This window comes from Parvibaculum sp. (assembly GCF_039973015.1).
Classification (GTDB): domain Bacteria; phylum Pseudomonadota; class Alphaproteobacteria; order Parvibaculales; family Parvibaculaceae; genus Parvibaculum.
Genome location: NZ_JBDWLT010000008.1, coordinates 528,259 through 551,652, shown reverse-complemented (window position 1 = coordinate 551,652; position 23,394 = coordinate 528,259). Strand labels below are relative to the sequence as shown.

Sequence of the window (23,394 nt, the reverse complement as noted above, 5' to 3'; positions counted from 1 at the left end):
ATTGGTTTCAAGTGGAGTAACGAGCGATGAAGATCATCCTGCGACTGACAAGCGCCGATGGAACGGCGCAACTGGTTACGGTCGAAGCCGGGACCAACTTCACAGTGCCCGAGGGCGTGACGGTTGAACTCGTCTCGCTTGAGGGTGTGGATGATCTGCGTACCGAAGGCGGCGAACTCGTGCTGAGCGGCGGCGAGGGCACGATCCGCATCGCGGGGCTTGGCGCCGATTTTCTTGCCCAGACAGCCTCGATCAACGGCGTAGGGATAGACGGCCCCTTGCCGGACGGCTTTCTTCAGTTTTTCGGATGGATGGATACACCCGATTCCGGCTCCGGGGAATATGACGGGTTTGATGGGAATAACGGTTCGCGTGGGGGCTCGTCCGGCACCGACAATCTGCCGCCGTCTCTCAACAGTTCCAACGACACGGAACAGACGCCTCTCCCCGATGTGCCTTCCATTCTAACCTGGTCGGAAGATAGCGGGACGCAGGGCGATGGGGTCACGGCCGACGCCACGCTGACGCTAGGCGGCACGGCGGAGGCGGGCGTAACCGTCACCATCTTCGATGGCACAACCGAACTCGGCACTGCAACCGCCGATGCCGATGGTAACTGGAGCTTCACCACGGGTTCGCTCGCCGATGGTTCGCATGATTATACTGTCACGGCGACCAACGCAGGTGGCACGAGCGAAGCCTCCGAAGCGCTGAGCGTGACCGTCGATACGGCGGCGCCGGATGCGCCTGTCATTGCGGGTTACACCTCCGACACGGGCATTGCGGGTGACGGCATCACTTCGAACACGACGCAGACGCTCACCGGTACGGCTGAAGCGGGTGCAACGGTCGAGATTTTCGACGGCGGCATCTCACTGGGAACGGCCGCCGCCGATGGCACGGGTGCATGGAGCTTCACCACAGGTACGCTTGCCGAAGGCGCACACGAGTTCACCGCGCGCACGACCGATGCCGCAGGCAATGAGAGTGTGTTGTCGGAGACGCTTGCCGTCACGCTCGACGTGACGGCGCCCGGCGCGCCGGTTATTTCAGGCTTCTCGGACGACACCGGCACGGAAGGCGACGGCATCACCGCCGACACCACGCTTACCCTGACGGGCACGGCGGAAGCAGGCGCGACGGTCACCATCTTTGATGGTGCAACCGAACTCGGCACGGCAAGCGCCGACCAGAACGGCGACTGGAATTTCACCACGCCGGTGCTTGGCGAGGGCGCACATTCCCTTACCGCCAGCGCGAGCGATGCCGCAGGCAATGAGGGCGCGTCTTCGGCGGCGCTCTCCGTGACCGTGGATACATTGTCGCCAGCGGCTCCGGTTATCACCGGCTATAGCGATGATACCGGCATCGAGAATGACGGCACCACCTCCGATACCACGCTGACGCTCACCGGGACGGCGGATGCAGGCGCGACGGTCAGGGTTTTCGATGGTGCGACGCTGCTTGGCACTGTAACCGCCGATGGCAATGGCGACTGGAGCTTCGACACCGGCACGCTTGCAGAAGGCGATCATGACTTCGCCGCCATTGCGCTGGACGCGGCCGAGAATGCGAGCGCCAACTCGAACAAGCTTTCCGTGACCGTCGATACGACGGCGCCCGGCATCGCAATCACGACGCCGATTGCAGGCGATGGCATCGTCAGCAGCCTGGAGGACAGCGTCCTTTTCGTTTCCGGCACGGCGGAAGGCGGGCAGCGGGTTTATCTGACCTTTACCGATGGTGGCGGCGCGAGCGTCGAGGGTAATGCCTTCGTCGACAGCAATGGCGACTGGACGGTATCTGGCGTCGATATTTCCGGGCTCGTCAACGGGCCGATCACGGTCGAGGCCTATGCGGTCGATGCCGCGGGCAATCAATCCGGCACGGTGTCCGAAGGAATCGCGCTGGACAATGTGGCGCCTGCTGCGCCGGTCATCACCGGTTTCTCGGACAACAGCGGTTATGAAGGCGATTCCCGGACCAACGACACTACGCCGACGCTCACGGGTACGGCAGAGGCCAATGCAGAAGTCAGCATTTACGACAATAACGGGGCGACGCTGCTTGGCACGGTGACGGCTGACGGCAGTGGGGCGTGGAGCTTCACGACCGGTACGCTTTCGGAGGGAACGCATCTGATCGTGGCGCGTGCGACGGACGAGGCGGGTAATACCGGCGCGCCTTCATCGCGGTTGCAGCTCCAGATCGATACGACGGCGCCCGGCATCACGATCACGACGCCCGTGTCGGGTGACGGGTGGGTGAACGGGACCGAAGACGGCGCACTCTCCATTTCCGGTACGTCGGCAGGTGGCCAGCGTGTCTATGTGACGCTGACGGACGGCAGTGGCGCGACGGCGACGGGCACGGCCTTCGTGAACGGGGCGGGGGCCTGGACGCTGCCCAATATCGACATATCGGGTCTGGATGAGGGAACGATCTCCGTCAGCGCCTATGCGGTCGACCAGGCGGGCAACCAGTCCGGCGCCACGACCGCGAGTTTCACGCATGACAGCGTGGTGCCCGCCGCGCCGGTCATCACCGGCTTTTCGGACGACACAGGAAGCCTCGGCGATGGCCGGACCAACGACAATACGGTCACGCTGAACGGCACCGCAGCGGCAGGCGTGACGGTAGAGATTTTCATCGGCGTCACTTCTCTTGGCACCGTTACCGCCGATGGGGCGGGGGCGTGGAGCTTCACGAGCGAGGAACTCGCCGACGGTTCCCACTATTTCAATGCGGTCGCCATTGATGAGGCTGGCAACAGAAGCATCACCTCGGACGACTACATCGTCGCCGTGGACACCACAGCGCCCGGCGTCGAGATCACGACGCCGATTTCGGGTGACGGTTTTGTCAACGCCAGTGAAGATAATTCCGTTTCGCTTTCCGGCACGGCGCCCGGCGGCCAGCGCGTCTATGTGACCTTCACCGACGAGGGCGGCGCCACCGTCACGGGCGACGCCATCGTTGTCGGCGGCAACTGGACGCTGACGGGCATCGATATTTCCGGCCTCGCCGATGGCGACATCACGGTCGAAGCCTATGCGGTCGATCAGGCAGGCAACAACTCCGGCACCGTGACGGAGACAATCGGGCACGACACCGTTGCGCCGGCAGCGGCCGTCATTACCGGATTTACCGACGATAGCGGCGTCGAGGGCGACAACCGCACCAACGACACCACGCCGACACTGACGGGTACTGCCCCGGCGGGCACAACGGTCCAGATCCGCGACGGTGGGACATTGCTCGGCACCGCCGAAGTCGACGGCGACGGCAACTGGAGCTTCACAACGCCGGAACTGGCCGAAGGCGGCCACAGTCTGACTGCCCGGGCGATGGACGATGCGGGCAATCTTGGCCCCGCCGCCAGTCTCGGCCTCACCGTCGACACCACGGCGCATGCTGTCGTCATAACAACGCCTATTGCGACCGACAATATCGTCAATGCCGCCGAGGACGGATGGGTTTCCGTGTCGGGCACGGCGTCGGGCGCGCAGCGGGTTCATGTAACTTTCCGCGACGAAAGCGGCGCGACCGTGGATGGCGGTTACGCCCTTGTTTCCGGCGGCGGCAACTGGACGCTGTCGAGCGCCGATATCTCCGGTCTTCAGAATGGCGAGATCACGGTCGAAGCCTACTCGGTCGATCAGGCGGGCAACCAGTCAGCGACGTCGACCGTGGCCGTGACGCTCGACAATGTTGGCCCCGCCGCGCCTGTTATTCTGGACTTCTCCGACGACACCGGCTTCGACGGTGACAACCAGACCGCAGACAACACGTTGACCTTCACCGGGACGGCGGAAGCGGGCGTCACCGTCAATGTCTATGTCGGCGCGACGGTTGTCGCCACCGGCACTGCCGACGGTTCCGGCAACTGGACGGCAACGACAGCCGCGCGTGCGGATGGTGTTTCGACCTATTACGCCCGAGCTGTGGACGACGTCGGCAATCAGAGTGGTATGTCCAACGGGCTCGCCATCAACATCGACACCGTGGCCCCCGATGCGCCCACGCTCGACAGCTATTCGCTCGACACGGGCGCCGCGGGCGACGGCATAACCGCGGATGGAAACCTCACGCTTACGGGCACCGCGCCCGCCGGCGTTTCCCGCGTCGTCATCTACGACAATGGCGTCGAAATCGGAACGGTTATCCCGAATGCCGGCGCATGGTCCTTCGCCACCGGTGATCTCGCGGATGGCGACCATAGCTTCACCGCCGCATCGCGCGACTATGTAGGGAATGAAAGCGATGAGACGGATGCGCTTGCCGTCACCATCGACACCGAAAATCCCGACGCACCCGTCATCACCGGCTTCAGCGACGATACCGGAACGGCAGGCGACGGCATCACAGCCGACACGACGCTGACCATTACCGGCACGGCGGAAGCGAATGCCACCGTAAGCATCTTCAATCAGAATTCCTTCCTTGGCACGACGACTGCAGACGGAAACGGGGACTGGAGCTATGATGCCGGCACGCTCAACCAGGGGGATCACAGCTTCACGGCGCGCGCGGCCGACGCCGCGGGTAATGTCTCGCCCATGAGCGACGGCCTGGATGTGACGATCTTGATCCCCGCCACACCCGCGCCCGTCATCACCGGCTTCTCCGAGGACAGCGGCGTGGAGGGCGACGCCCGCACCAATGATGCGACGCTCACCCTCGATGGCACCAGCGTGGCCGATGCCACCGTCGAAATCTATAGCGGTGGCGTGTCGATAGGCACGGCAACCGCCGACGGCTCCGGCAACTGGTCCTTCACGACCGCAGAACTCGCGGATGGAAGTTACATCTTCCATGCGCGCGCGACTGCGCCTTCGAGCAGCATCAGCACCTACTCCGACCAGTTCGACGTGGCGATCGACACGACTGCGCCTGTTGTTGCCATTTCGGGTCCGGTCGATGGCGACAATATCGTCGGCGCTCTGGCCGATGGGTCGCTAACGGTCTCCGGCACGGCACCTGGCGGCCAGCAGGTCTTCGTCACCTTCCGCGACGGCTCGGGTGCGACGGTCTCGGGAACAGCCGCCGTCGCGGGCGGCGGTTCGTGGACGTTGACGGGCGCGGATATTTCCGCCCTCGACAACGGCACCATCACCATTGAAGCCTATGGGGTTGATGCGGCGGGCAACCAGTCCGGCACGGTCACGCATGACATCGTTCTCGACAACTCGGCCCCCGCTACCCCGGTCATCTCCGGCTTTTCGGATGACACGGGAACGCAAGCCGGCTCCACTTCCGACACCACGCTCACCTTCACGGGCACGGCGGAAGCGAACGCCACAGTTCAGCTCTTTAGAGGCGGCGGCCTCGCGGGCAGCACCACGGCGGACGGAGACGGCAACTGGACGATCACCACGGGCGAATTGCCCGAGGGCTATGCGGCCTACGAAGCCCGCGCCATCGACGCAGCGGGCAATTCCAGCGGCTGGTCGAACGTCGTCAACGTCAACATCGACACGACGGCACCTGCCATGCCGGCGATTGTATCCTTCGCTAATGACAGCGGTGTACAGGGCGACGGTCTCACCAACGATACGACGCTGACGCTCACCGGCACCGGCGCTTCCGGGTCGACCGTGGTCATCTATGATGGCGGTGTGGAACTGGGAACGGCGCAGGTCGTCGGCGGTGGCACCTGGTCCTTCACCACGGCAACGCTGGCGGACGGCCAACACAGCTTCACCGCCACGGCGCGCGATGGCGCGGGCAACGAGAGTGCGGAAACGGCGGCGTTCGACGTCACCATCGACGCGACCCGCCCGGACCAGCCCGCGATCACCGGTTACAGCGACGACACCGGCAATCCCGACTTCCAGACCTCGGACAACACGCTGACCTTCACCGGCACAGCCGGTGCGGGCGAAACAGTCAACGTCTATCTTGGCGGAACGCTCGTCGCGACCGGCATTGCCGATGGCAATGGCGACTGGTCGGCATCGACCGGCGTGATCGCCGACGGCTTCCACTACTTCCATGCGCGCGCCGTCGATGCAGCCGGCAATCAGAGCGTCCAGTCCAGCAACTATGTCGTCAGCATCGACACAGTGCCGCCCGCGGCACCCGTCATCACCGGCTTGAGCAACGACAACGGCGCTGAGCCGGACGACGGCATCAGCTCCTTTAACTGGACCTACGTCTCCGGCACGGCCGCAGCGGGCAGCAATACCGTCGCTGTCTATCGCGACGGCGTCCAGGTCGGTACCGCTCAGGTAAACGGCGGCAACTGGACCCTGCTCGTCTCCGCCATCCCCGAAGGCACACACAGTTTCACGGCGGTTGCGCGCGATTATGTCGGCAATGAAAGCGGCGAGAGCAACGAGGTCGAATTCACCGTTGACCTCACAGCACCTCCGGTCCCCGTCCTCGTCTCAATGAGCGAAGATACCGGCACGCCGGGCGACTTCCGCACCTCCGACACGACGCCCACCTTCTCCGGTACGTCGGAAGCAGGCGCAACCATCACCGTTCGCGATGGCGCCACGGTGCTCGGCACAACCGTGGCCGACGGCACTGGTAACTGGTCCTACACGGCGGACACGCTTGCCGAAGGCGTACATTCCATCACCGTCAGGGCGACAGATGCCGCCGGCCGCTCGAGCAGCTACAGCGGCACGCAGCTTGTCTTCGTCGACACGACCGCGCCCGACGCACCCGTCATCACGGACTTCAGCGACGACAGCCTCCCCGCTGGCGACGGCATCACAAGCGACACGACGCCGACACTTTCGGGTACGGCTGCCGCGAACAGCACGGTTGAAATCCTCAGCGGCGGCAGCGTGATCGGCACGGTCACGTCCGCGGCGAATGGAACCTGGAGCTTCACGACTGAGGAGCTGGCCGAGGGAAGCTACAGCTTCACCGCGCGCGTCAGCGACAATGTAGGCAATGTGAGCGACACATCCGCCGCCCTCGACCTCACGATCTCCAGTGGCCCGCCGCCCGTGACCGCCACACCCACCATCACGCTCTACTCGAACGACACCGGCGCGAGCGGAGACGGCGTTACCAGAGACAATGCACTCGACCTCTATGGAAAGGCCGCGAACAGCGCCACGGTGGAGATCTTCGATGGCGGTGTGTCGCTCGGCACCGTTACGGCTGATGGCGCTGGCAACTGGCACTTCCTGACTGGCACGCTTGCGGATGGCGATCATGATTTCACTGTCGTCGCAACCGCGCCCGGGGGCTATGGTGAGAGCGATCCCTCAGCGGTGCTTTCCGTCACCGTAGACACGACCGCACCGGCCGTACCCGTCATTACCGGTTTCTCCGACGATACCGGGTACTCCTCCTCCGATAACCAGACGTTCGACAACACGCTGACCTTCACCGGCACCGCCGATGCGAATGTCACCATCAATATCTTCCGTGGCGGCGGGCTCATCGCGACGACGACGGCGGATGGCAATGGCGACTGGTCGGTGACGACGGACACGCTCGCCGATGGCTACGCGAGCTACGAGGCACGCGCCGTCGACGCTGCGGGCAACATGAGCTTGCCGTCCAGTTCGATGACCATAGGCATCGACACGGTCGCACCTGCAGCCCCGGTCATCACCGGCTTCTCGCCCGATTCCGGCACGCAGGGCGACGGAATTACGACCAACAACTTCATCGCTGTCCAGGGCACGGCCGAGGGCGGAACGCGCTATGTCGTGATCTACGACAATGGCGTCGAAGTCGGTGAAGCGACCGTCAGCGGTACCTCGTGGGTTTTCTACACTGAATCCCTGACCGAGGGTGCGCATGAGTTTACCGCCGTCGGCTTTGACTATGCCGGTAACGAAGGCGACGAATCCGGCGGTCTGACGGTCACGATCGACGACACCGCGCCACCCGTACCCGTCATCACGGCCATCTCCGAGGACACAGGTTTTTCCGCCACCGATAAGCAGACGAGCGACACCACACCCACCATCACCGGCACGGCGGAAGCGGGTTCGACGGTACGCATCCTCATTAACGGCGGCTCTGTCGGCACGACGGTCGCGGACGGCAACGGAGACTGGTCCTTCACCACGGGCGAACTCGCCGACGGCTATCACAATGTGACCGCTCGCGCGGAAGATGCGGCCGGCAACCAGAGCGCCCAGACAGGTGCCATGTACGTGATGGTCGACACGACCCCGCCTGCCGTCACCATCACCACGCCCATAGCTGGCGACAATCTGGTGAATGCATCGGAAGACGGTTATTTCAACGTCTCGGGAACGTCGACAGGCGGGCATACCGTCTATGTAACCTTCACGGATGAACTAGGCGGTACCGTCACGGGCACGGCGACCGTCAACGGCACGTCATGGACGCTGAGTGGCGCCAACATCTCTGCCCTTCACAACGGCGAGATCACGGTCGAGGCCTATGCCGTCGACCGCGCGGGCAATCAGTCGGACACAGTCACGAACACGATCGAGCTGGACAATGTCGGCCCTGCCGTACCGTCTATCACCGGCTTCTCCGACCAGACAGGCACCTCCGCCACCCAGACATCGGACACCACGCCGACCATTACCGGCACAGCAGGCGCGGACGAGACGGTCCGCATCTATCTGGGCGGCAGCCAGATCGGGACGACGGTGGCAGATGGCAGCGGAAACTGGACCTTGACGACATCCGTGTTGCCCGAAGGATACCACTACATCACCGCAAGGGCGGTGGATGACGCGGGCAACCTCAGCGCCTCGTCGAACACGCAGATCGTCTGGGTGGACACCACACCACCTGAAGCGCCGACCATCGACAGTTGGGGAAGCGACACCGGCACAGTTGGCGACGGCATCACCGACGACAACACCATCACACTGACGGGCACTCGCTCTGTGGCGACCTCTGTCAATATCTATGATAACGGCGTCTTGCTCGGAACCGTACCTTACACCGGCACGACATGGACCTTCACGACTTCGGTGCTTCCGGACGGCGAACACAGCTTTACTGTGAGCGCGGTCGATGCCGCGGCGAATGAAAGCGATGCGTCGACCGCCCTCGACGTTACCGTGCAGACGGTGCCGCCTGTTGCAGCCGCAAACGACACGATTATTTCTGTGCCCGACGGCTGGACAGTCTTCGAAGGCAATGGTCATGCTTACAAGCTGATCGGCGCGGAGGATTACTGGACCGACGCAAGGGATGTTGCTGCAAACGCCCTGCCCGGAGACAGCTATCTTCTCACCATCACCAGCGCGGAGGAAAACGCCTTCGCCACGACTGTCTATGAAGGCCGTCTCTGGCTGGGCGCGACCGACCTTGTCTCGGAGGGTAATTGGGTCTGGCAGACGGGTCCGGAGGCGGGAACGACATTCTGGATCGGTAACTCCGGCGGCGCCGCCGTCGATGGCGCCTATACCAACTGGGCACCCGGCCAGCCGAGCGTCCTGGACGGGTTTGGCGCCGATGAGGACTATCTGATCCGAAACTCTTCGGAGCAATGGAACGATTCCCTCGTCTACGACACCTTCTATCAGGCGCGGGCGCTCGCCGAAATTGGCGGCAACGGCCGGAACTACGCCGAGGATGTGAACGAGGACGCGCCCTATACTTTCTCCGGGAATGTTCTTCTGCAGAACGACGGTGACGGCGCTGCGATTTCTTCCGTTTCTGCAACAAGCACGATGGGCGCAAGCCTGACCTATAATTCAGGTACGGGCGAGATCACCTATGACCCGACCGCCGCTAGCACCTTGCAGGCGCTCGGAGACGGGCAGACGGTAACCGACAGCTTCACCTACACGCTCGCAGGCGGGGTCACCGCTACCGTCAATATTGAGGTTGCCGGAAGGGACGAGATGTCCGGCTTCTCAATGATGTCCATGAGCTTCGCACCCGACGCGGCAAGCGTTCTCGACATGTCGAGCGAGATTCCGGGTCTCTCAAGCGATGACGATGCTGGCGGCGGCGGCACCGGCGTTGGAGACGATGCAGCCTTCCCTTTCTTCGACAGCGGTGTGCAGCAGCTCTACGCGCAGGACCCGGCAAGCGAGACCGGCATCCTGCCGGCAGTCGCCTGAGGAGCCGCATGACAGAAGAAACGCAGATCGAAACGCCGAAAGAGAGCGGGGGGGTGGATTACCTCCCTGCGCTCGAGGCGGCGCTGCGTTATTTCGGCAAGAGCGCGGACAGGGAGGCACTGCTCGCGGGGCTTCCCTTGAAGCGCGGGCGCCTGGGTTCTCCCCACCTCGCCGAAGCGGCGTCGCGCGCGGAAATCATCGCGGTGGAGGCGGGCGTTCCTGCTTCATTGCTTTCGCGCACACAGATGCCTGCGCTTGCCGTTTCAATCGTGGAGGGTGCCGTCGCGCTACTTATGCGCCGCGGTTCCGGTTTCATGGCGGCGCAGGGCGACGGCGAACCGATCTGGGTACCGGATCATGAACTCGATGCGGAGGCCGCCGTCTGGCAGCTCCGCCCCGCCTTCTATTTCGACCAGCGAAGCAACCTCCTTGATGTCGAACCGGACAAGGACTGGTTCAAGGGGGCGCTCTTCGCGAACCGCCGCCTGTATGGTTTTGCCATCCTCGCCGGCCTTTTCGTCAATCTCGCCGCCATCGCCATCTCACTCTTCACCATGGCGGTCTATGACCGCGTGATCCCGAACAACGCCATGGCGAGCCTTGTTGCGCTCTCGATCGGCATTTCGGTTATCATTCTGACGGATGTCGCCATGCGCGTGATCCGTGGCTATCTGGTGGATGTCGGCGGCCGTCGCTTCGACGTAACGGTCGGTGCTCGCCTCTTCCGCCAGCTCCTCGCGCTGCGCGGCACCGCCCGCCCGCAAAGCGCGGGTACTCTTGCCAACACGGTGCGCGAGTTCGAGACCGTGCGCGATTTCTTTACCTCCGCCACATTGGTCGGCCTTGGCGATGTGCCTTTCGTCTTCCTCTTCCTTGCCATCATCTGGTGGGTCGGCGGCTGGATCGTGCTTGTGCCCATGACGGGCATTCTTCTCATCGTCGCGACAGGCTTCCTGCTGCAGAAGCCGATAGGCCGCGCCGTGGCGCGCGCGCATCGCGAGGCCGCGCACAAATCTGCCTTCCTGCACGAAACCATGGCCGGCATCGACACCATCAAGGCCGTCAACGCGCAAAGCTGGGCACGCCGCCACTGGGAAGCCCTGATCGCGCAGACCGGCGAAACCGCCATCCTCTCGCGCCAGTGGTCGAGCCTGTCGGGCTCGATAACGGCGGGCGCGGCGAGCTTTGTCACCGTCTTCACGGTCGTCGTCGGAGCGGTACTGGTGGGTGCGGGCAACATTACCTCCGGCGCGCTCATCGCCGCCGTCATTCTCTCGGGCCGCGCCATCTCGCCCTTCGCCCAAATCGCGAACCTCATGGCGCGCTGGCAGCAGACCAGGCTCGCCGTCGAAGGTCTCGACAAGTTCATGCAGGCGCCCGTCGAGGAAACGCCGGGCCAGATCCAGAAGATTGCGGCGAAGGGTGCGCTCGCCCTCCGCGAGGTACGCTTTTCCTATCCCTCACCGGGCGAGGACGTGCCGCCCGTCACCGCACTGGACGGCATAAACATCGACATTGCGGCAGGCACCAGCGTGGCCATTCTCGGCCGCGTCGGGTCCGGCAAGAGCACGGCGCTCCGCCTCGCGCTCAATCTCAATGCGCCGGATGCGGGCCACGTCCTGCTCGATGGTGTGGATGTGCGCCAGATCCACCCCGCCGCACTCCGCACCGCAATGGGTTATGCCGGGCAAGAGGCTGTTCTCTTTCACGGCACCATCCGCGACAACATCCTTGCTGCTCATCCGGGGCTTGATGATGAACGTCTGCTTGAAGTTGTACGTGCCGCCGGGCTGGACGAGCTTCTCTCGCGCTCCGTGCTTGGCCTGCAGACGCAGGTAGGCGAGGGCGGGGCGAGGCTTTCCGGTGGCGAGCGTCAGGCTGTCTCGCTCGCCCGCGCGATTGCCGGGCGGCCGCCCGTGCTGCTGCTCGACGAGCCGACTTCGGCGATGGACAATACGACCGAGCAGCGTGTGATCGCGGGTCTTGCCAGCGAACGCGCGGGCCTCACTACCGTCATCGTCACGCACAAGCCAACGCTTCTGCCGCTCGTTTCGCGCATTATCGTGCTGGAACGCGGCCGCGTCGCGATGGACGGTCCGCGCGACAAGGTGCTCGCTGCGCTGACAGGCAAGGAACAGCGCAATGCGCTCAACGTCGTCACGGGAGGCGTGAAGGAATGAGCAAGCGCTTTCTCATGAATGCGGGGCCCGCGCTGCTCGACCCCGTAAGAGGGCCGGAGCGCGCCATCCTTGTTCTTCTCTTTGCTGTCGCAGGTATTTTTCTTTTTCTGCTCACATGGGCGTCCCTCGCTCATATCGACGTGACGGCGAGCGGGGAGGGCTCCGTCGTTCCTTCGAGTCATATCCAGGTCGTGCAGAACCTCGAAGGCGGCATTTTGCGAAAAGTGCTGGTGCGCGAGGGAGACCGCGTGGCCGAAGGCGATGTCGTTGCACAGATCGACAATACGGGCGCGCTCTCTTCCTATCGCGAAGACCTGAGCACATACCGCGCCTTGCAGGCGACGACGACGCGTCTTGCCGCGGAGGCTTCAGCGGAGCCGCTTGCCTTTCCCTCCGAACTTGCCGATGCGCCGGAAGGACCGGTGCTGATCGCCGCCGAAACCGCGCTCTACGAAAGCCGGACGAAAGGCCTTGCCGACGCCGTTGCCGTTTTTCAGCGTCAGGAAGAGCAGGCGCGCCAGACGATTTCCGAGGCCACCGAGAGGATCGGCCATCTCGACGATAAACGCCGCTCGCTTGCCGCAGAACATGGTCTCGTCTCGCGCCAGGTGCGCGACGGGCTCATGTCTGTTGTCGAGAAGCTGAAGCTGGAGCGGATGCTTGCCGAAACCGACGAGGCTCTCTCGAAGGCGCGCGCGGACATACGCGCCTCCGAAATCGAACTGGATGAACTCGCTTCGCGTATCGACGAACGGCATTCTTCCTTCGTTAGCGATGCGCGCGAGGAACTGAGCCGGAGCAGCGCGGAGCTTGCCGCTCTCTCGCAGCGTCTCGTCGCCCATCGCGACCGGGTGGGACGCCGCGAAGTGCGCGCGCCCGCCAATGGCATCGTCAAGCGTGTCGCGACATTGACGCAAGGGGCCGTCATCGAGCCGGGCGGAACCATCATGGAGATCGTGCCTCTCGACGATACGCTTTTCATCGAAGCACGCATGTCGCCTTCCGATATCGCCTTCATCCAGCCGGGGCAGGAAGCGAAGGTCCGCATCACGGCTTATGATTTTTCCGTCTATGGTGCCTTGCCCGGCCGCGTTGAGCGTGTTGGCGCCGACACGCAGATGACGGAGGAGGGCGCGCACTACTTCCCCGTCACGGTCAGCGTCGATCACGCCGCCCTTGAGGGGCGTCAGGCGAACCTGCCCATCATTGCGGGCATGGTTTCCGAGGTGAGTGTCATTACCGGCGACAGAACGGTGCTGGCCTATCTGCTGAAGCCCGTCCTGAAGTTGAAGAACAACGCCCTCAGGGAGCGCTGAAACCGGAAAACTTATCCCCGGAGAACCGCTCAGGCGTCAAGCTCCTCCCGAACTTCATTTTACAAAAGGGAGAGAGCGAGATGACGACACTTTTCGATGCGGCGGTTGCGGACGGATCTTCGTCGGCGGTCGACTGGACCGGCGGCACCGGAACATTCTGGGTCTGGGGTGAGTTCGACGGGGCAACCATTGCGCTGGAGGCGAGCCCCGACGGTGAAAACTGGTTCACCGTCGGCACATCGCTTCGTCTCGACGAAAAAGGCGTCGGGGCATTTGCGCTCGGGCCGTGCAAATTGCGTGCGGCGATCTCCGGCGCGGGCGCGGGAACGAGCGTCAGCGCCCGGCTTTAGCGGCGACCCGCAAAGGGATGCGTGCTCGACAGCCCGCCATCGACGGCAATCGCCTGACCGTTCACATAAGAGGCGTCGTCGCTTGCGAGGAAGAGGGCCGCCTGCGCGATTTCGGGCGGCAAGCCATATCGTTTCAGCGGATTGAGCTGGCCGATCTTGTCGTCCGAACCGCGTGCACGTGCGCCATCGAAAATCGGCTTCGTCATTCCCGTTTCGATAAGGCCGGGGCAGATCGCATTGACGCGCACACCGGTGCCATAAAACTCGTTGGCGGTGGTCTGTACGAGGCTGATGACGCCGGCCTTGCTCGCGCTGTAGGGCGTGCCGCCGGCATTGGCGCGAAGCCCGGCAACAGAAGCCGTGCATATGATCGAACCCCTGCCCTGGGAAATCATATGCGGGCTCACATGCTTGATCGCCAGGAACGGGCCGATCAGGTTAACCGCCAGCACATCCTTCCAGTAGTCGACCGATTGCTCATGCAGCGGGACCATTCCGCCGCTGATCCCTGCATTCGCATAGAGGATGTCGATCCCGCCGAATTCGGAAATGCAGTGGTCGATAAAGCCTTTGACGGCGGCTTCGTCGCTCACATCGGCGGCGACGGAGGAAACAGTGCCGCCTTCCTTGCGGATCATCTCCGCCGTCTCGTCGACCGCTGTTTCCACCCGGTCGACGGCGACGACCTGCGCGCCCTCATGTGCAAAAAGAAGGGCGCTGGCCCGGCCGATGCCGCTGCCAGCGCCCGTGACGATGGCGCGCTTTCCCGACAGACGTCCCATTGTTTTTCTCCCTGAGTCGATTTTCAATGAAGCGATTTTAGGGACTGGGAGCGGCCGGGAACAGGTGAAAGAAGATCAGAAGGCCTTGCCTTCGCTGACCGACCACTCCACGGCGCCTTGTTCGCCTTCGATTGTGCCCGAGCTGCCGACAGCAGGGGCTTCATCGATGGGGGCGGTGCAGTTTTCAGGGGCATCGCCGACCTTGGTGCAGATCGTGTTGTCCGTGACATGCCAGGTACCCTGGGCTTCGGAGCCGTCCGCGCCCTTCACGACGATGCTTGACGCATCGGGGTAGTAGATCTTTGTCACCGCGCCGTTCGGTCCGGTGAGTGTCACCGTATTGCCGACGAGACCGTCGCCCACATTGGCGAGCGCTGCACCGGCGAAGGCGAAGGTGGAAACCGCAATGGCGAGTAAAAACCTTTTCATGGATACCCTCCCAGAATATATCCGTGCCCGGAGCAGGGATTATTCCCTTGCCCGTTAACCACGAACTCTACATGGCGTGGTATCCGGCGCAAGAGTGACGGATCGGAAAGAAAGGGTCAGCGGCGGAAGCCGGGCGGTCTCAACAGAAAGATGATGAGCCAGATCGGAATGAGGACCATCGCGCCGAGCAGGAAATGAGGAATGGCCCAGCCGATCCCTTCCCGCACAAAAGCGAGAATGGATTCCGGCGTAAAGCCGACATCCTGAAGGACTTGCTCCGCTGTAATGTCGAACGCATTCAGGAGGGCGCCGATGGCGACCGCTCCAATGAAGAATTTCACCAGCGTCGACAAGGCGTTGTGGATCATGAAGGCGCCGCCTCGGTCCCGACGAATCACTCGAGTCCAGTCTAGACGGTGCGCGTGCCGGGGACAAAGGCCCGAAAGGCCCCGGGGACAATTAGCTGTGCAGCCGCCAACCGGCGCCCCAAGCGCGAACCCCCGGGCGCGCGCGCCACAAAGGTGCGAACACCCCGGGGAGCGCTATCTGAAGAACTGCTACTGGCCGAAGAGCTTCTTCAGGGCATCTTCAGGGCTCACCTTCTCTTTCTCGTCAGTGCCGCTTTCGCTCGCACCCGTATCGTTTGCGGGCTCGCCCATCAGGCCTTTCAGAAGGCTCTTGCCCTTGTCTTCCTTGATGGAATCGATGGTTTTCTTGATGTTTTCCCGGTTCTGGATCATCGATTTCAGATCCGGCGCGAAGCGCGGATTGGACCAGGAGCCCGTAATCAGGATCGGCACCTCGATGCCCGTCGCTTCCGTCTCGCCGCCTTGTCCCTCAAGCGTTGCCGCAAGTTTCGGCTCCACGCGGTAGTCGAGCGTCTTCGCCGGCATGTTGACCTTGCCCGCACCCGTCACCCGGACGAGCGGCGAGAGGAGCTTCAGGTCGTTATTCTGCAGGATGCCGTTATTGATCGTGAATGTGCCGCCGAGCTCGGAGAAATCCGTGTCCTGCGACCCGCCGGACTGCCAGCCTGTCGTCGCGGCGCTGAGTACCGTGCGGGTAAGCTGCGCGAGATTGATCCCCTTGATCTTGCCGTTTGCGAATTTGATGCTGCCCTTGCCATCAAGCGCGGAGACCATGTCGCGCTGGCTGCGTCCTGCCGTTGAAATGGCGATGTCGAAGGCGCTGGCGCCCTGCAACCGGCTGAAATCTGCGGCATCCGTCAGGAAGGGCTCTGCCTCAAGCCCGGCAAGCGTGAAATCCGCCTTTATCTTCGGTGTCGCGCTTGCGCCGTTCACGGTCAGCTTGCCCGAGCCCTGTCCTTCATAAAGGCTGAGCTTCGAGAGATTGGCATTCAGTACGCCATTCGCGAGCGCAAGTTTGAGCGCGCTTTGGCCAACCTTGAGTTTCTGAACCAGGATCTGGTCCGCCGAGAAGGTGAAGTCCGCATCGACCGCCTTGAGGCCTGACAGGTCGATGGGTTCCGTGCTCCAACCGGCGTCGCCGCCAGAAGAACCGCCGCCCGATGCACCGCTGCCGCCTTCGCCGGCATCGGCGAGATAGGTGTTCACGTCGATCTTGTCGACGGCGAGCTTGCCGCTCACTTTCGGCCTTGTGCCGCCGGTGGTGACCGCGAGGTCGCCCGTCGCGTTCATGCCGTCGAAGCCGATCTTCGCGTCGGAGAAGCGGTAGCTGTTATCCGTGCCGCTTGCCTGACCGGAAATTGCGAGTGGACCGAAGCCTTCGCCCGCAGGCATCGGATTGCCCGCCCATGCCGCAAGTTCACGAACCGAGGAGACGTCGAGATCGACCTGCCCGGCGAAGGCCACACCGTCGATCACCTTCAGCTTGCCCTCATAGGAGGTGCTGATCTTCGGCGCGGAAATGCTGAGCGTCACCGGCGTCTCGCCACCTTCGGTCAGCGCGCGAGGGCGTTCCGCGTTGAGGTCGATATTGATCTCGTCGCCATTCCAGACGAGCGAGCCATCCGCGATGAAGGGCTCGTCGAGGCCGGGCATCGCGAGGTCGAGATTGACGCTCTCCATGGCGTAGCTCGCGCCCGTCTGCGCATTGCGATAGGTCGCGCTGCCGTTCTGGATCGACACTTCGCCGAGCCGGAGCTGGTTTACGGCCGCGCCGCCGCCGCCTTCGGCGGGCGTTTCCTCGGCGGTAGGCGCCGGGCTGCTTGCCGTTTCGAACTGCCAGTTCGGTGTGCCGTCCTTGCGAACCTCGAGATGGATGATCGGATCGACAAGGATGAAGCTGTCCACTTCGACATTGCCGCTGAAAAGCGGGATGAGCTTCAGGGCGGCGCGCATCTCCTTCATCGAGGCCATTTCGGAATCCCGCGCCCAGTCTGCATTCGACAAGCCGACATCGCCGATGGAAACCGCAATATTCGGGAAGAAGGAAAGGCCGATGTCGCCATCGATGCGCAGGTCGCGCCCCGTCTGGGTTTTCACCAGCTCCGCCACCTTCGTCTTGTAGGTCTCCATAGGAACAAGCATCGGCACCACGATGACGGCGGCAATCACGATGAGCAGGAGACCTGCGAGAATGGCGATCAGGCGGGACATGGAATTCTCCGGGTTTTCGTTTTGGCCATAATGCGGATGAATTATGGCTGCAGCATGATGGCGCATGATAGGGCAGGAGCATGGAAGGTGCACTCCCTGCGCGACGCCGGGGCCGGATGAATGCACTGCAAAAATGGGCGGCATTTGCCATATCGGGTCGAAATCCGTGCTGACAGGGGCACTTGAAGGCTTCGGGGGCGGCACCTAATGTGCGGCAGCGCGCAAGGAGCCAACCGCGATGATCGGCACGAACGATAAAGACAGCACACCCCTCTGGTCGCCGTCGGCGGATGCCGTCGCCGCATCGAACATGGTGGCGTTCATGAGCCTCGTGAACGAACGGCACGGCGTTTCGCTCGGCGGTTACGATGAGCTTCATGCCTGGTCCGTCGCCAACCCGGCCTTGTTCTGGGATGCCATCTGGGATTTCACCGGCGTGATCGGCAAGAAGGGAAACGTCCTTCTGACCGATGAAGAAAAGATGCCCGGCGCGGCGTTCTTTCCCGAAGCGCGGCTGAACTTTGCGGAAAATCTGCTGCGGGGCGAGGACAGCGATGTCGCACTCCTCTTCAACAATGAAGGTGAGACGCATGAGCCGGTAACGCGCGCCGAACTCCGCCGCGATGTCGCGCGCTTTGCCGCCGTTCTGAAATCATGGGGCGTGGGGAAGGGCGACCGCGTCGCCGCCTTCATGCCCAATTGCCCTGAAACGATCATCGCCATGCTTGCCGCTGCGAGTATCGGCGCCGTCTTCTCATCTTGCTCGCCGGATTTCGGCGTAAAAGGCGTACTCGACCGCTTCGGCCAGATCGAACCGAAAGTCCTCGTCGCCTGTGACGGCTATCGCTATGCGGGGAAGGTGCTGCCGGCGCATGACAAGCTCGCCGAAATCATCGCAGGTCTTCCCTCCCTCGAACATGCCGCCATCGTGCCCTTCATCGGCGAAGGCCCGAAGAATATCGAGAAGGCGCAAGACTGGGTGGCGCTTCTCGACGCCGCACCGGAGACAGGGCTTTCCTTCACGCCGCTCCCCTTTTCCCATCCGCTCTACATCATGTATTCGAGCGGCACGACCGGCATCCCGAAATGCATTGTCCATTCGGCGGGCGGCACGCTGCTGCAGCATCTGAAGGAACATAGCCTCCACTGCGATCTCCGCCCCGGCGAAACGCTTTTCTATTTCACCACCTGCGGCTGGATGATGTGGAACTGGCTCGTCTCCGGCCTCGCGGCGGGCGTAACGCTCGCGCTATATGACGGCTCGCCTTTTGCCCCGTCCGGGCGCGTCCTCTTCGATTACGTCGATGCGGCGAAAATCAATGTCTTCGGCACCTCGGCGAAGTTTATCGACGCCGTGAAGAAGTCGGGTCTCAGCCCCCGGGAAACGCACGACCTGTCATCCATGCGCATGATCCTCTCGACCGGCTCGCCCCTCGTGCCGGAAAGCTTCGACTTCGTTTATGAGGAAGTGAAAGACGATGCCGCCCTCTGCTCGATTTCCGGTGGCACCGATATCGTCTCCTGCTTCGTTCTCGGCGCGCCCGTGCTGCCTGTCTGGCGCGGCGAGATACAGGCGAAGGGGCTTGGCATGGCGGTCGAGGTCTGGGACGAAAGCGGCACACCCGTCACGGGCGAGAAGGGCGAACTCGTCTGTACCCGCCCTTTCCCCTCCATGCCCGTGGGCTTCTGGAACGACGCGGATGGCGCTAAATATCGCGGCGCCTATTTCGAGCGCTTCCCCGGGGTCTGGTGCCACGGCGACTTTGCCGAGATCACGGCGCATGGCGGCATCGTCATTCATGGCCGCTCGGACGCCACGCTCAATCCGGGTGGCGTACGCATCGGCACAGCGGAAATCTACGCCCAGGTGGAGCAATTGCCGGAAGTGCAGGAGGCGCTTGCCATCGGCCAGGACTGGCAGGGCGATGTCCGCGTCGTTCTCTTCGTGGTGATGAGCGAGGGCGCCGTGCTGGATGAGGCGATGGAAAAGCAGATAAGGACGCGTATCCGCTCCGGCGCCTCGCCCCGTCATGTGCCGGCAAAGATCGTTGCCGTCGCGGACATTCCGCGCACCAAGTCCGGCAAGATCACCGAGCTTGCGGTCCGCGATATTGTGCATGGCCGCGAGGTGAAGAATCGCGAGGCTCTGGCAAACCCTGAAGCCCTCGCGCTCTATCGCGACCTCGCCGAACTGAAAAGCTAGTTCTGGTCCGCGATCAGAAGCCGTCCACCGAGCCCGGCTTGCGGCACGTGCCGCCCCTCGATCCAGGCGCGGATCATCGCGTTGACGGCTTCCGGCGCTTCCTGCTGAACCCAGTGCGAAACCTGCGGCAGATAGCGGATCGTGAAGTCGGTCACGAGATCTTCGGTGCCGTAGGTCAGTTCCTTGCCGAGCGCGGAATCTTCTTCCCCCCAGATCATCAGCGTGGGAACGTCGACCGTCGGCGGTTCGGTCCATTCCACGGGCGGCTTGCCCCTGAAATTTGCGCGATAATAGTTGATCATCGCGGTCATTGCGCCGGGAAGCTGGGCGTTCTTCCGGTAGTGGTCGAGCACGCTGTCGGGGAAGCGGCTCTTGTCCACGGCCATACCGCGAAAGGCCTCCGCGATAGGCTGGGCGTTACGGAGCAGCATCATCTTTTCGGGCAGCCAGGGGATCTGGAAGAAGAAGATGTACCAGCTCTTCTTGAGCTGCGCCCATGTCCGCAATGCCCTCCCCATGAGTGTGGGATGGGGCAGGTTCATCACGATGAAGCGTTCGAGCGGACGGAGCTTCTTCAGCACGAAGGTCCAGGCGATGGCGCCGCCCCAGTCATGGGCGACAAGCGTCACCGGTCCCTGGACGCCGCGCGCGCGGGCCGCGTCGATCAGCCCCGCCACATCATCGAGCAGATGATCCATGTGATAGGCCGCGATGCCCTTCGGCCGTGAGGTGCCGCCATAGCCGCGCAGGTTGGGGGCCCAGGCCGTATAGCCGAGTTCGGCGAAAACGGGGAGCTGCGCCCGCCACGAATGCTTGCTTTCGGGAAAGCCATGCAGCAGCAGTGCGAGTTTCTCGCCCTCGCCGCACATATCCACTTCGAAGGCGAGACCGTTCGCTTCGATATAGGCAGTGCTGATTGTCTGGCCGCTCATCTCGCCCTCGCCGATTTTTTCCGCCGCACTATAGGCGATTCCGCTGCCTTGTCTGCCCCCGAGGGAAGCTTCCCGGGAAGGGGCTGACGGAAAGCGGCTATTTCCGTATTGTCTCGGCACAATTCGGATACGAGCGGTGATGCGGCGGGGGCGCCGGCCCGCGCCGTGAGAGGGGACTGCCGATGACCACTTCCTATGCACCGCGCCATTGGACGTCGCGTTTTGCTTTCCTTATGGCCGCCATCGGCAGCGCCGTGGGGCTCGGCAATGTCTGGCGCTTCCCTTATCTGGCGGGTGAAAACGGCGGCGGCGCCTTCATCCTGATCTATGCGCTGACGACGCTTGCCATCGCGCTGCCGATCCTCATTTCCGAGATCATGCTGGGCCGCATGGGCCGCCAGAGCCCCATCAATGCGATGCGGGCTCTCATCGCCGAACACAAGACGCTGCGTCTGTGGGTGCTGATCGGCTGGGGCGGCACCATCGGCGCCTTTATCGTGCTCTCCTACTACAGCGTCATTGGCGGCTGGGCCCTCAAATATATTGAGCTCGCCCTCACGGGCGCATTTGCGGGCGAGACGAACGAGATCGCGGCGGGCCAGTTCTCGGCTTTCGTCGAAAACCCCTATGACCTCTGGATATGGCAGACGCTTTTTCTGGTGCTGACGGTGTTTATCGTCGCGGCGGGCGTCACCTCCGGTATCGAGCGCGCGGTTGTTCTTCTCATGCCGCTGCTCTTTGTTCTTCTTGCGGGCATGGCGCTCTACGCCACCACGATGCCGGGCTTCGGCGATGCGATGGAATTCATGTTCGCCTTCAATCTGGCCAAGGTGAAGCCGGACACGGTGCTCGCCGCCATCGGGCAGGGCTTCTTTTCAGTGAGCGTTTCCCTCGGCGCGATGATGACCTATGGCGCCTATCTCGATAAGGAGGCCTCCATCGGCCGCGCCGCGGTGATGATCGCCGTGGCGGATACGATGGTGGCCCTGCTTGCGGGCATAGCCATCTTCCCGCTGGTCTTCACCTACGGACTTGAGCCGTCATCGGGCCCCGGCCTCACCTTCATCACGCTGCCCATCGCCTTCGGCACCATCGGCAATGGCATCCTTATCGGTGCGGTCTTCTTCCTCCTGCTTTCGGTCGCGGCGGTAACGTCTGCGATTTCCCTGCTGGAGCCGATCGTGGCCTGGCTCGAAGAGGGTGTGAAACTGAGCCGCAAATGGCTTGCACCCATCGTCGGTGCCGTTGCCTGGGTGGCGGGCATCGGCACCGTCCTCTCCTTCAACTGGTGGGCGGATTTCCATCCGATGGCACATTTCGGTGTGATGGAGGAGATGACGATCTTCGATGTGCTCGATTTCACCACCTCGAACATCATCATGCCGACCGTGGGGCTCCTGATGTCGCTTTTCGCGGGCTGGGTGCTGTCGGGCAAGGTTGTGGCGGAGGCGCTGGGCGATGGAGTCAAGGCCTGGTTCCCGCTATGGCGCTTTGCACTGCGCTACCTCGCACCGCTCGGCGTCGTCTCGATTTTTGTGGCTAACGTCTTGATGTAGAGGGGTTTTGCCTGTCAGGGCAAAATTTGCGCAGGAGACCTTCACGGGCTTGTCATTCCGGCTGTAGCGAACTAAGTTCCCGGCCATCGTGGCGGTCTCAAGGGCCCTGCCGCGCTTGTTCCGTGCAGCCATAGCTCAGCTGGTTAGAGCGCTAGATTGTGGATCTAGAGGTCCCCCGTTCGAACCGGGGTGGCTGTACCACCTTTCCTCTCCTTTCTCCCTTGCCCGGCTTCGATGCCGGTGCTTTCTTGCGCCATCGCAAAAAGGGCTCCCGGCAAAACGGAGCTGCATCGCGGGCCTTTGTGGCCGCCTACGGGAAGGGAAAAGATCATGACGTTGACGGTCTATGGGGCGAGCCTGTCGCCCTTCGTGCGCAAGGTGCGCGTTTTCCTCGCCGAAAAGGGCGAGGCCTACACGCTGGAGCAGGTGAATATCTTCCCCGCGCCGGACTGGTTTCTTGAGATCTCGCCGCTGAAGCGCATCCCCGTTCTTCGCGATGACAGTATCGGCGCCGATGCAACGCTGCCGGATTCGTCTGCAATTTGCGGCTATCTCGAAAAGAAGTTTTCGGCGCCCGCGCTATATCCCGCTGACGCCTTCGCCTATGGCAAGGCCCTCTGGTATGAGGAATATGCGGATTCCGATCTCGCCGGGAATGTGGGCATGGGCACCTTTCGTCCCATGGTCGTGAACCGCATGATGGGCAAGGAAGCGGATCGCGAGATGGCGGAAAAGACCATCGCGGAGAAGCTTCCGCGCAATTTCGGCTGGCTCGAAAAGGAAATCGGCGCAAAGGACTTCCTTGTGGGCGATGCCTTCTCGATTGCCGACATCTCGGCCGCGACGCATTTCGTGAACTTCGCGCATGCTGGCTTCAAGCCGGATGAAAAGGCCTATCCGAACCTCACGCGCTATCTCGCGGGCATCCTTGCCAGGCCGAGCTTTGCGGCCTGCATCGAGGAAGAAACCGCACTTCTGAAGAAATTCGGTCTCTGATAGCCGGGCCCGGCAGCGCCATCGCTGGCGCTGTCCGGCGCCT

12 protein-coding genes and 1 tRNA gene are annotated in these 23,394 nt (G+C 62.9%); 8 read left to right on the top strand and 5 right to left on the bottom strand.

Features of this window, described 5'->3' with window-relative positions:
* Positions 1-26: 26 nt before the first annotated feature.
* The 4 genes from ABJO61_RS08725 (at position 27) to ABJO61_RS08710 (ending at position 13,874) form a co-directional block, all read left to right on the top strand.
* Positions 27-10,028, top strand: a complete 10,002-nt coding sequence (locus tag ABJO61_RS08725; protein ID WP_348330943.1) for an Ig-like domain-containing protein — start codon at positions 27-29, stop codon at positions 10,026-10,028.
* A gap of 8 nt (positions 10,029-10,036) precedes the next feature.
* The gene (locus tag ABJO61_RS08720; protein WP_348330945.1) at positions 10,037-12,208 is read left to right on the top strand and encodes a type I secretion system permease/ATPase; all 2,172 of its coding nucleotides are present in this window, start codon (positions 10,037-10,039) and stop codon (positions 12,206-12,208) included.
* On the top strand, positions 12,205-13,524 hold the full coding sequence (locus tag ABJO61_RS08715) for an HlyD family type I secretion periplasmic adaptor subunit (protein WP_348325525.1): 1,320 nt from the start codon (positions 12,205-12,207) through the stop codon (positions 13,522-13,524). The genes ABJO61_RS08720 and ABJO61_RS08715 overlap by 4 nt, the downstream gene beginning before the upstream one ends.
* Before the next feature lie 80 nt (positions 13,525-13,604).
* The gene (locus tag ABJO61_RS08710; protein WP_348325527.1) at positions 13,605-13,874 is read left to right on the top strand and encodes a hypothetical protein; all 270 of its coding nucleotides are present in this window, start codon (positions 13,605-13,607) and stop codon (positions 13,872-13,874) included.
* On the opposite strand, the gene ABJO61_RS08705 is transcribed toward ABJO61_RS08710, so the two are convergent.
* The 4 genes from ABJO61_RS08705 to ABJO61_RS08690 form a co-directional block, all read right to left on the bottom strand.
* Complete coding sequence (locus ABJO61_RS08705; RefSeq protein WP_348325529.1) at positions 13,871-14,656, bottom strand: SDR family NAD(P)-dependent oxidoreductase; 786 nt, start codon at positions 14,654-14,656, stop codon at positions 13,871-13,873. The two genes, ABJO61_RS08710 and ABJO61_RS08705, sit on opposite strands and share 4 nt — an antisense overlap.
* A gap of 75 nt (positions 14,657-14,731) precedes the next feature.
* Positions 14,732-15,085 (bottom strand): hypothetical protein, encoded by a 354-nt coding sequence (locus ABJO61_RS08700; protein ID WP_348325531.1) that lies wholly within the window; start codon positions 15,083-15,085, stop codon positions 14,732-14,734.
* 116 nt (positions 15,086-15,201) lie between these two features.
* Entirely contained in the window at positions 15,202-15,453 is a 252-nt protein-coding gene (locus tag ABJO61_RS08695) for a DUF6460 domain-containing protein (RefSeq protein ID WP_293336892.1), read from the bottom strand.
* A gap of 189 nt (positions 15,454-15,642) precedes the next feature.
* Positions 15,643-17,664, bottom strand: coding sequence for an AsmA family protein (locus ABJO61_RS08690; protein WP_348325533.1), 2,022 nt, complete (start codon positions 17,662-17,664; stop codon positions 15,643-15,645).
* Positions 17,665-17,902: 238 nt separating this feature from the next.
* Between ABJO61_RS08690 and ABJO61_RS08685 the strand changes: the two genes are divergently transcribed.
* Positions 17,903-19,867 (top strand): acetoacetate--CoA ligase, encoded by a 1,965-nt coding sequence (locus tag ABJO61_RS08685; RefSeq protein WP_348325535.1) that lies wholly within the window; start codon positions 17,903-17,905, stop codon positions 19,865-19,867.
* On the opposite strand, the gene ABJO61_RS08680 is transcribed toward ABJO61_RS08685, so the two are convergent.
* Positions 19,864-20,799, bottom strand: a complete 936-nt coding sequence (locus ABJO61_RS08680; RefSeq protein WP_348325537.1) for an alpha/beta fold hydrolase — start codon at positions 20,797-20,799, stop codon at positions 19,864-19,866. The two genes, ABJO61_RS08685 and ABJO61_RS08680, sit on opposite strands and share 4 nt — an antisense overlap.
* Before the next feature lie 182 nt (positions 20,800-20,981).
* On the opposite strand from ABJO61_RS08680, the gene ABJO61_RS08675 reads away from it, so the two are divergent.
* The 3 genes from ABJO61_RS08675 to ABJO61_RS08665 all read left to right on the top strand — a co-directional run bounded on the left by ABJO61_RS08675 (position 20,982) and on the right by ABJO61_RS08665 (position 23,351).
* Positions 20,982-22,355: a sodium-dependent transporter gene (locus ABJO61_RS08675; RefSeq protein ID WP_348325539.1), complete on the top strand. Its 1,374-nt coding sequence runs from the start codon at positions 20,982-20,984 to the stop codon at positions 22,353-22,355.
* 124 nt (positions 22,356-22,479) lie between these two features.
* Positions 22,480-22,556 (top strand) — tRNA-His (locus ABJO61_RS08670).
* 129 nt (positions 22,557-22,685) lie between these two features.
* Entirely contained in the window at positions 22,686-23,351 is a 666-nt protein-coding gene (locus ABJO61_RS08665) for a glutathione S-transferase family protein (protein ID WP_348325541.1), read from the top strand.
* Positions 23,352-23,394: the final 43 nt, after the last annotated feature.

Bases quoted from the DNA above. Each gene is read 5' to 3' on its own strand.
- ABJO61_RS08725 (WP_348330943.1), top strand. From the start codon at position 27: ATGAAGATCATCCTGCGACTGACAAGCGCCGATGGAACGGCGCAACTG.
- ABJO61_RS08720 (WP_348330945.1), top strand. From the start codon at position 10,037: ATGACAGAAGAAACGCAGATCGAAACGCCGAAAGAGAGCGGGGGGGTG.
- ABJO61_RS08715 (WP_348325525.1), top strand. From the start codon at position 12,205: ATGAGCAAGCGCTTTCTCATGAATGCGGGGCCCGCGCTGCTCGACCCC.
- ABJO61_RS08710 (WP_348325527.1), top strand. From the start codon at position 13,605: ATGACGACACTTTTCGATGCGGCGGTTGCGGACGGATCTTCGTCGGCG.
- ABJO61_RS08705 (WP_348325529.1), bottom strand. From the start codon at position 14,656: ATGGGACGTCTGTCGGGAAAGCGCGCCATCGTCACGGGCGCTGGCAGC.
- ABJO61_RS08700 (WP_348325531.1), bottom strand. From the start codon at position 15,085: ATGAAAAGGTTTTTACTCGCCATTGCGGTTTCCACCTTCGCCTTCGCC.
- ABJO61_RS08695 (WP_293336892.1), bottom strand. From the start codon at position 15,453: ATGATCCACAACGCCTTGTCGACGCTGGTGAAATTCTTCATTGGAGCG.
- ABJO61_RS08690 (WP_348325533.1), bottom strand. From the start codon at position 17,664: ATGTCCCGCCTGATCGCCATTCTCGCAGGTCTCCTGCTCATCGTGATT.
- ABJO61_RS08685 (WP_348325535.1), top strand. From the start codon at position 17,903: ATGATCGGCACGAACGATAAAGACAGCACACCCCTCTGGTCGCCGTCG.
- ABJO61_RS08680 (WP_348325537.1), bottom strand. From the start codon at position 20,799: ATGAGCGGCCAGACAATCAGCACTGCCTATATCGAAGCGAACGGTCTC.
- ABJO61_RS08675 (WP_348325539.1), top strand. From the start codon at position 20,982: ATGACCACTTCCTATGCACCGCGCCATTGGACGTCGCGTTTTGCTTTC.
- ABJO61_RS08665 (WP_348325541.1), top strand. From the start codon at position 22,686: ATGACGTTGACGGTCTATGGGGCGAGCCTGTCGCCCTTCGTGCGCAAG.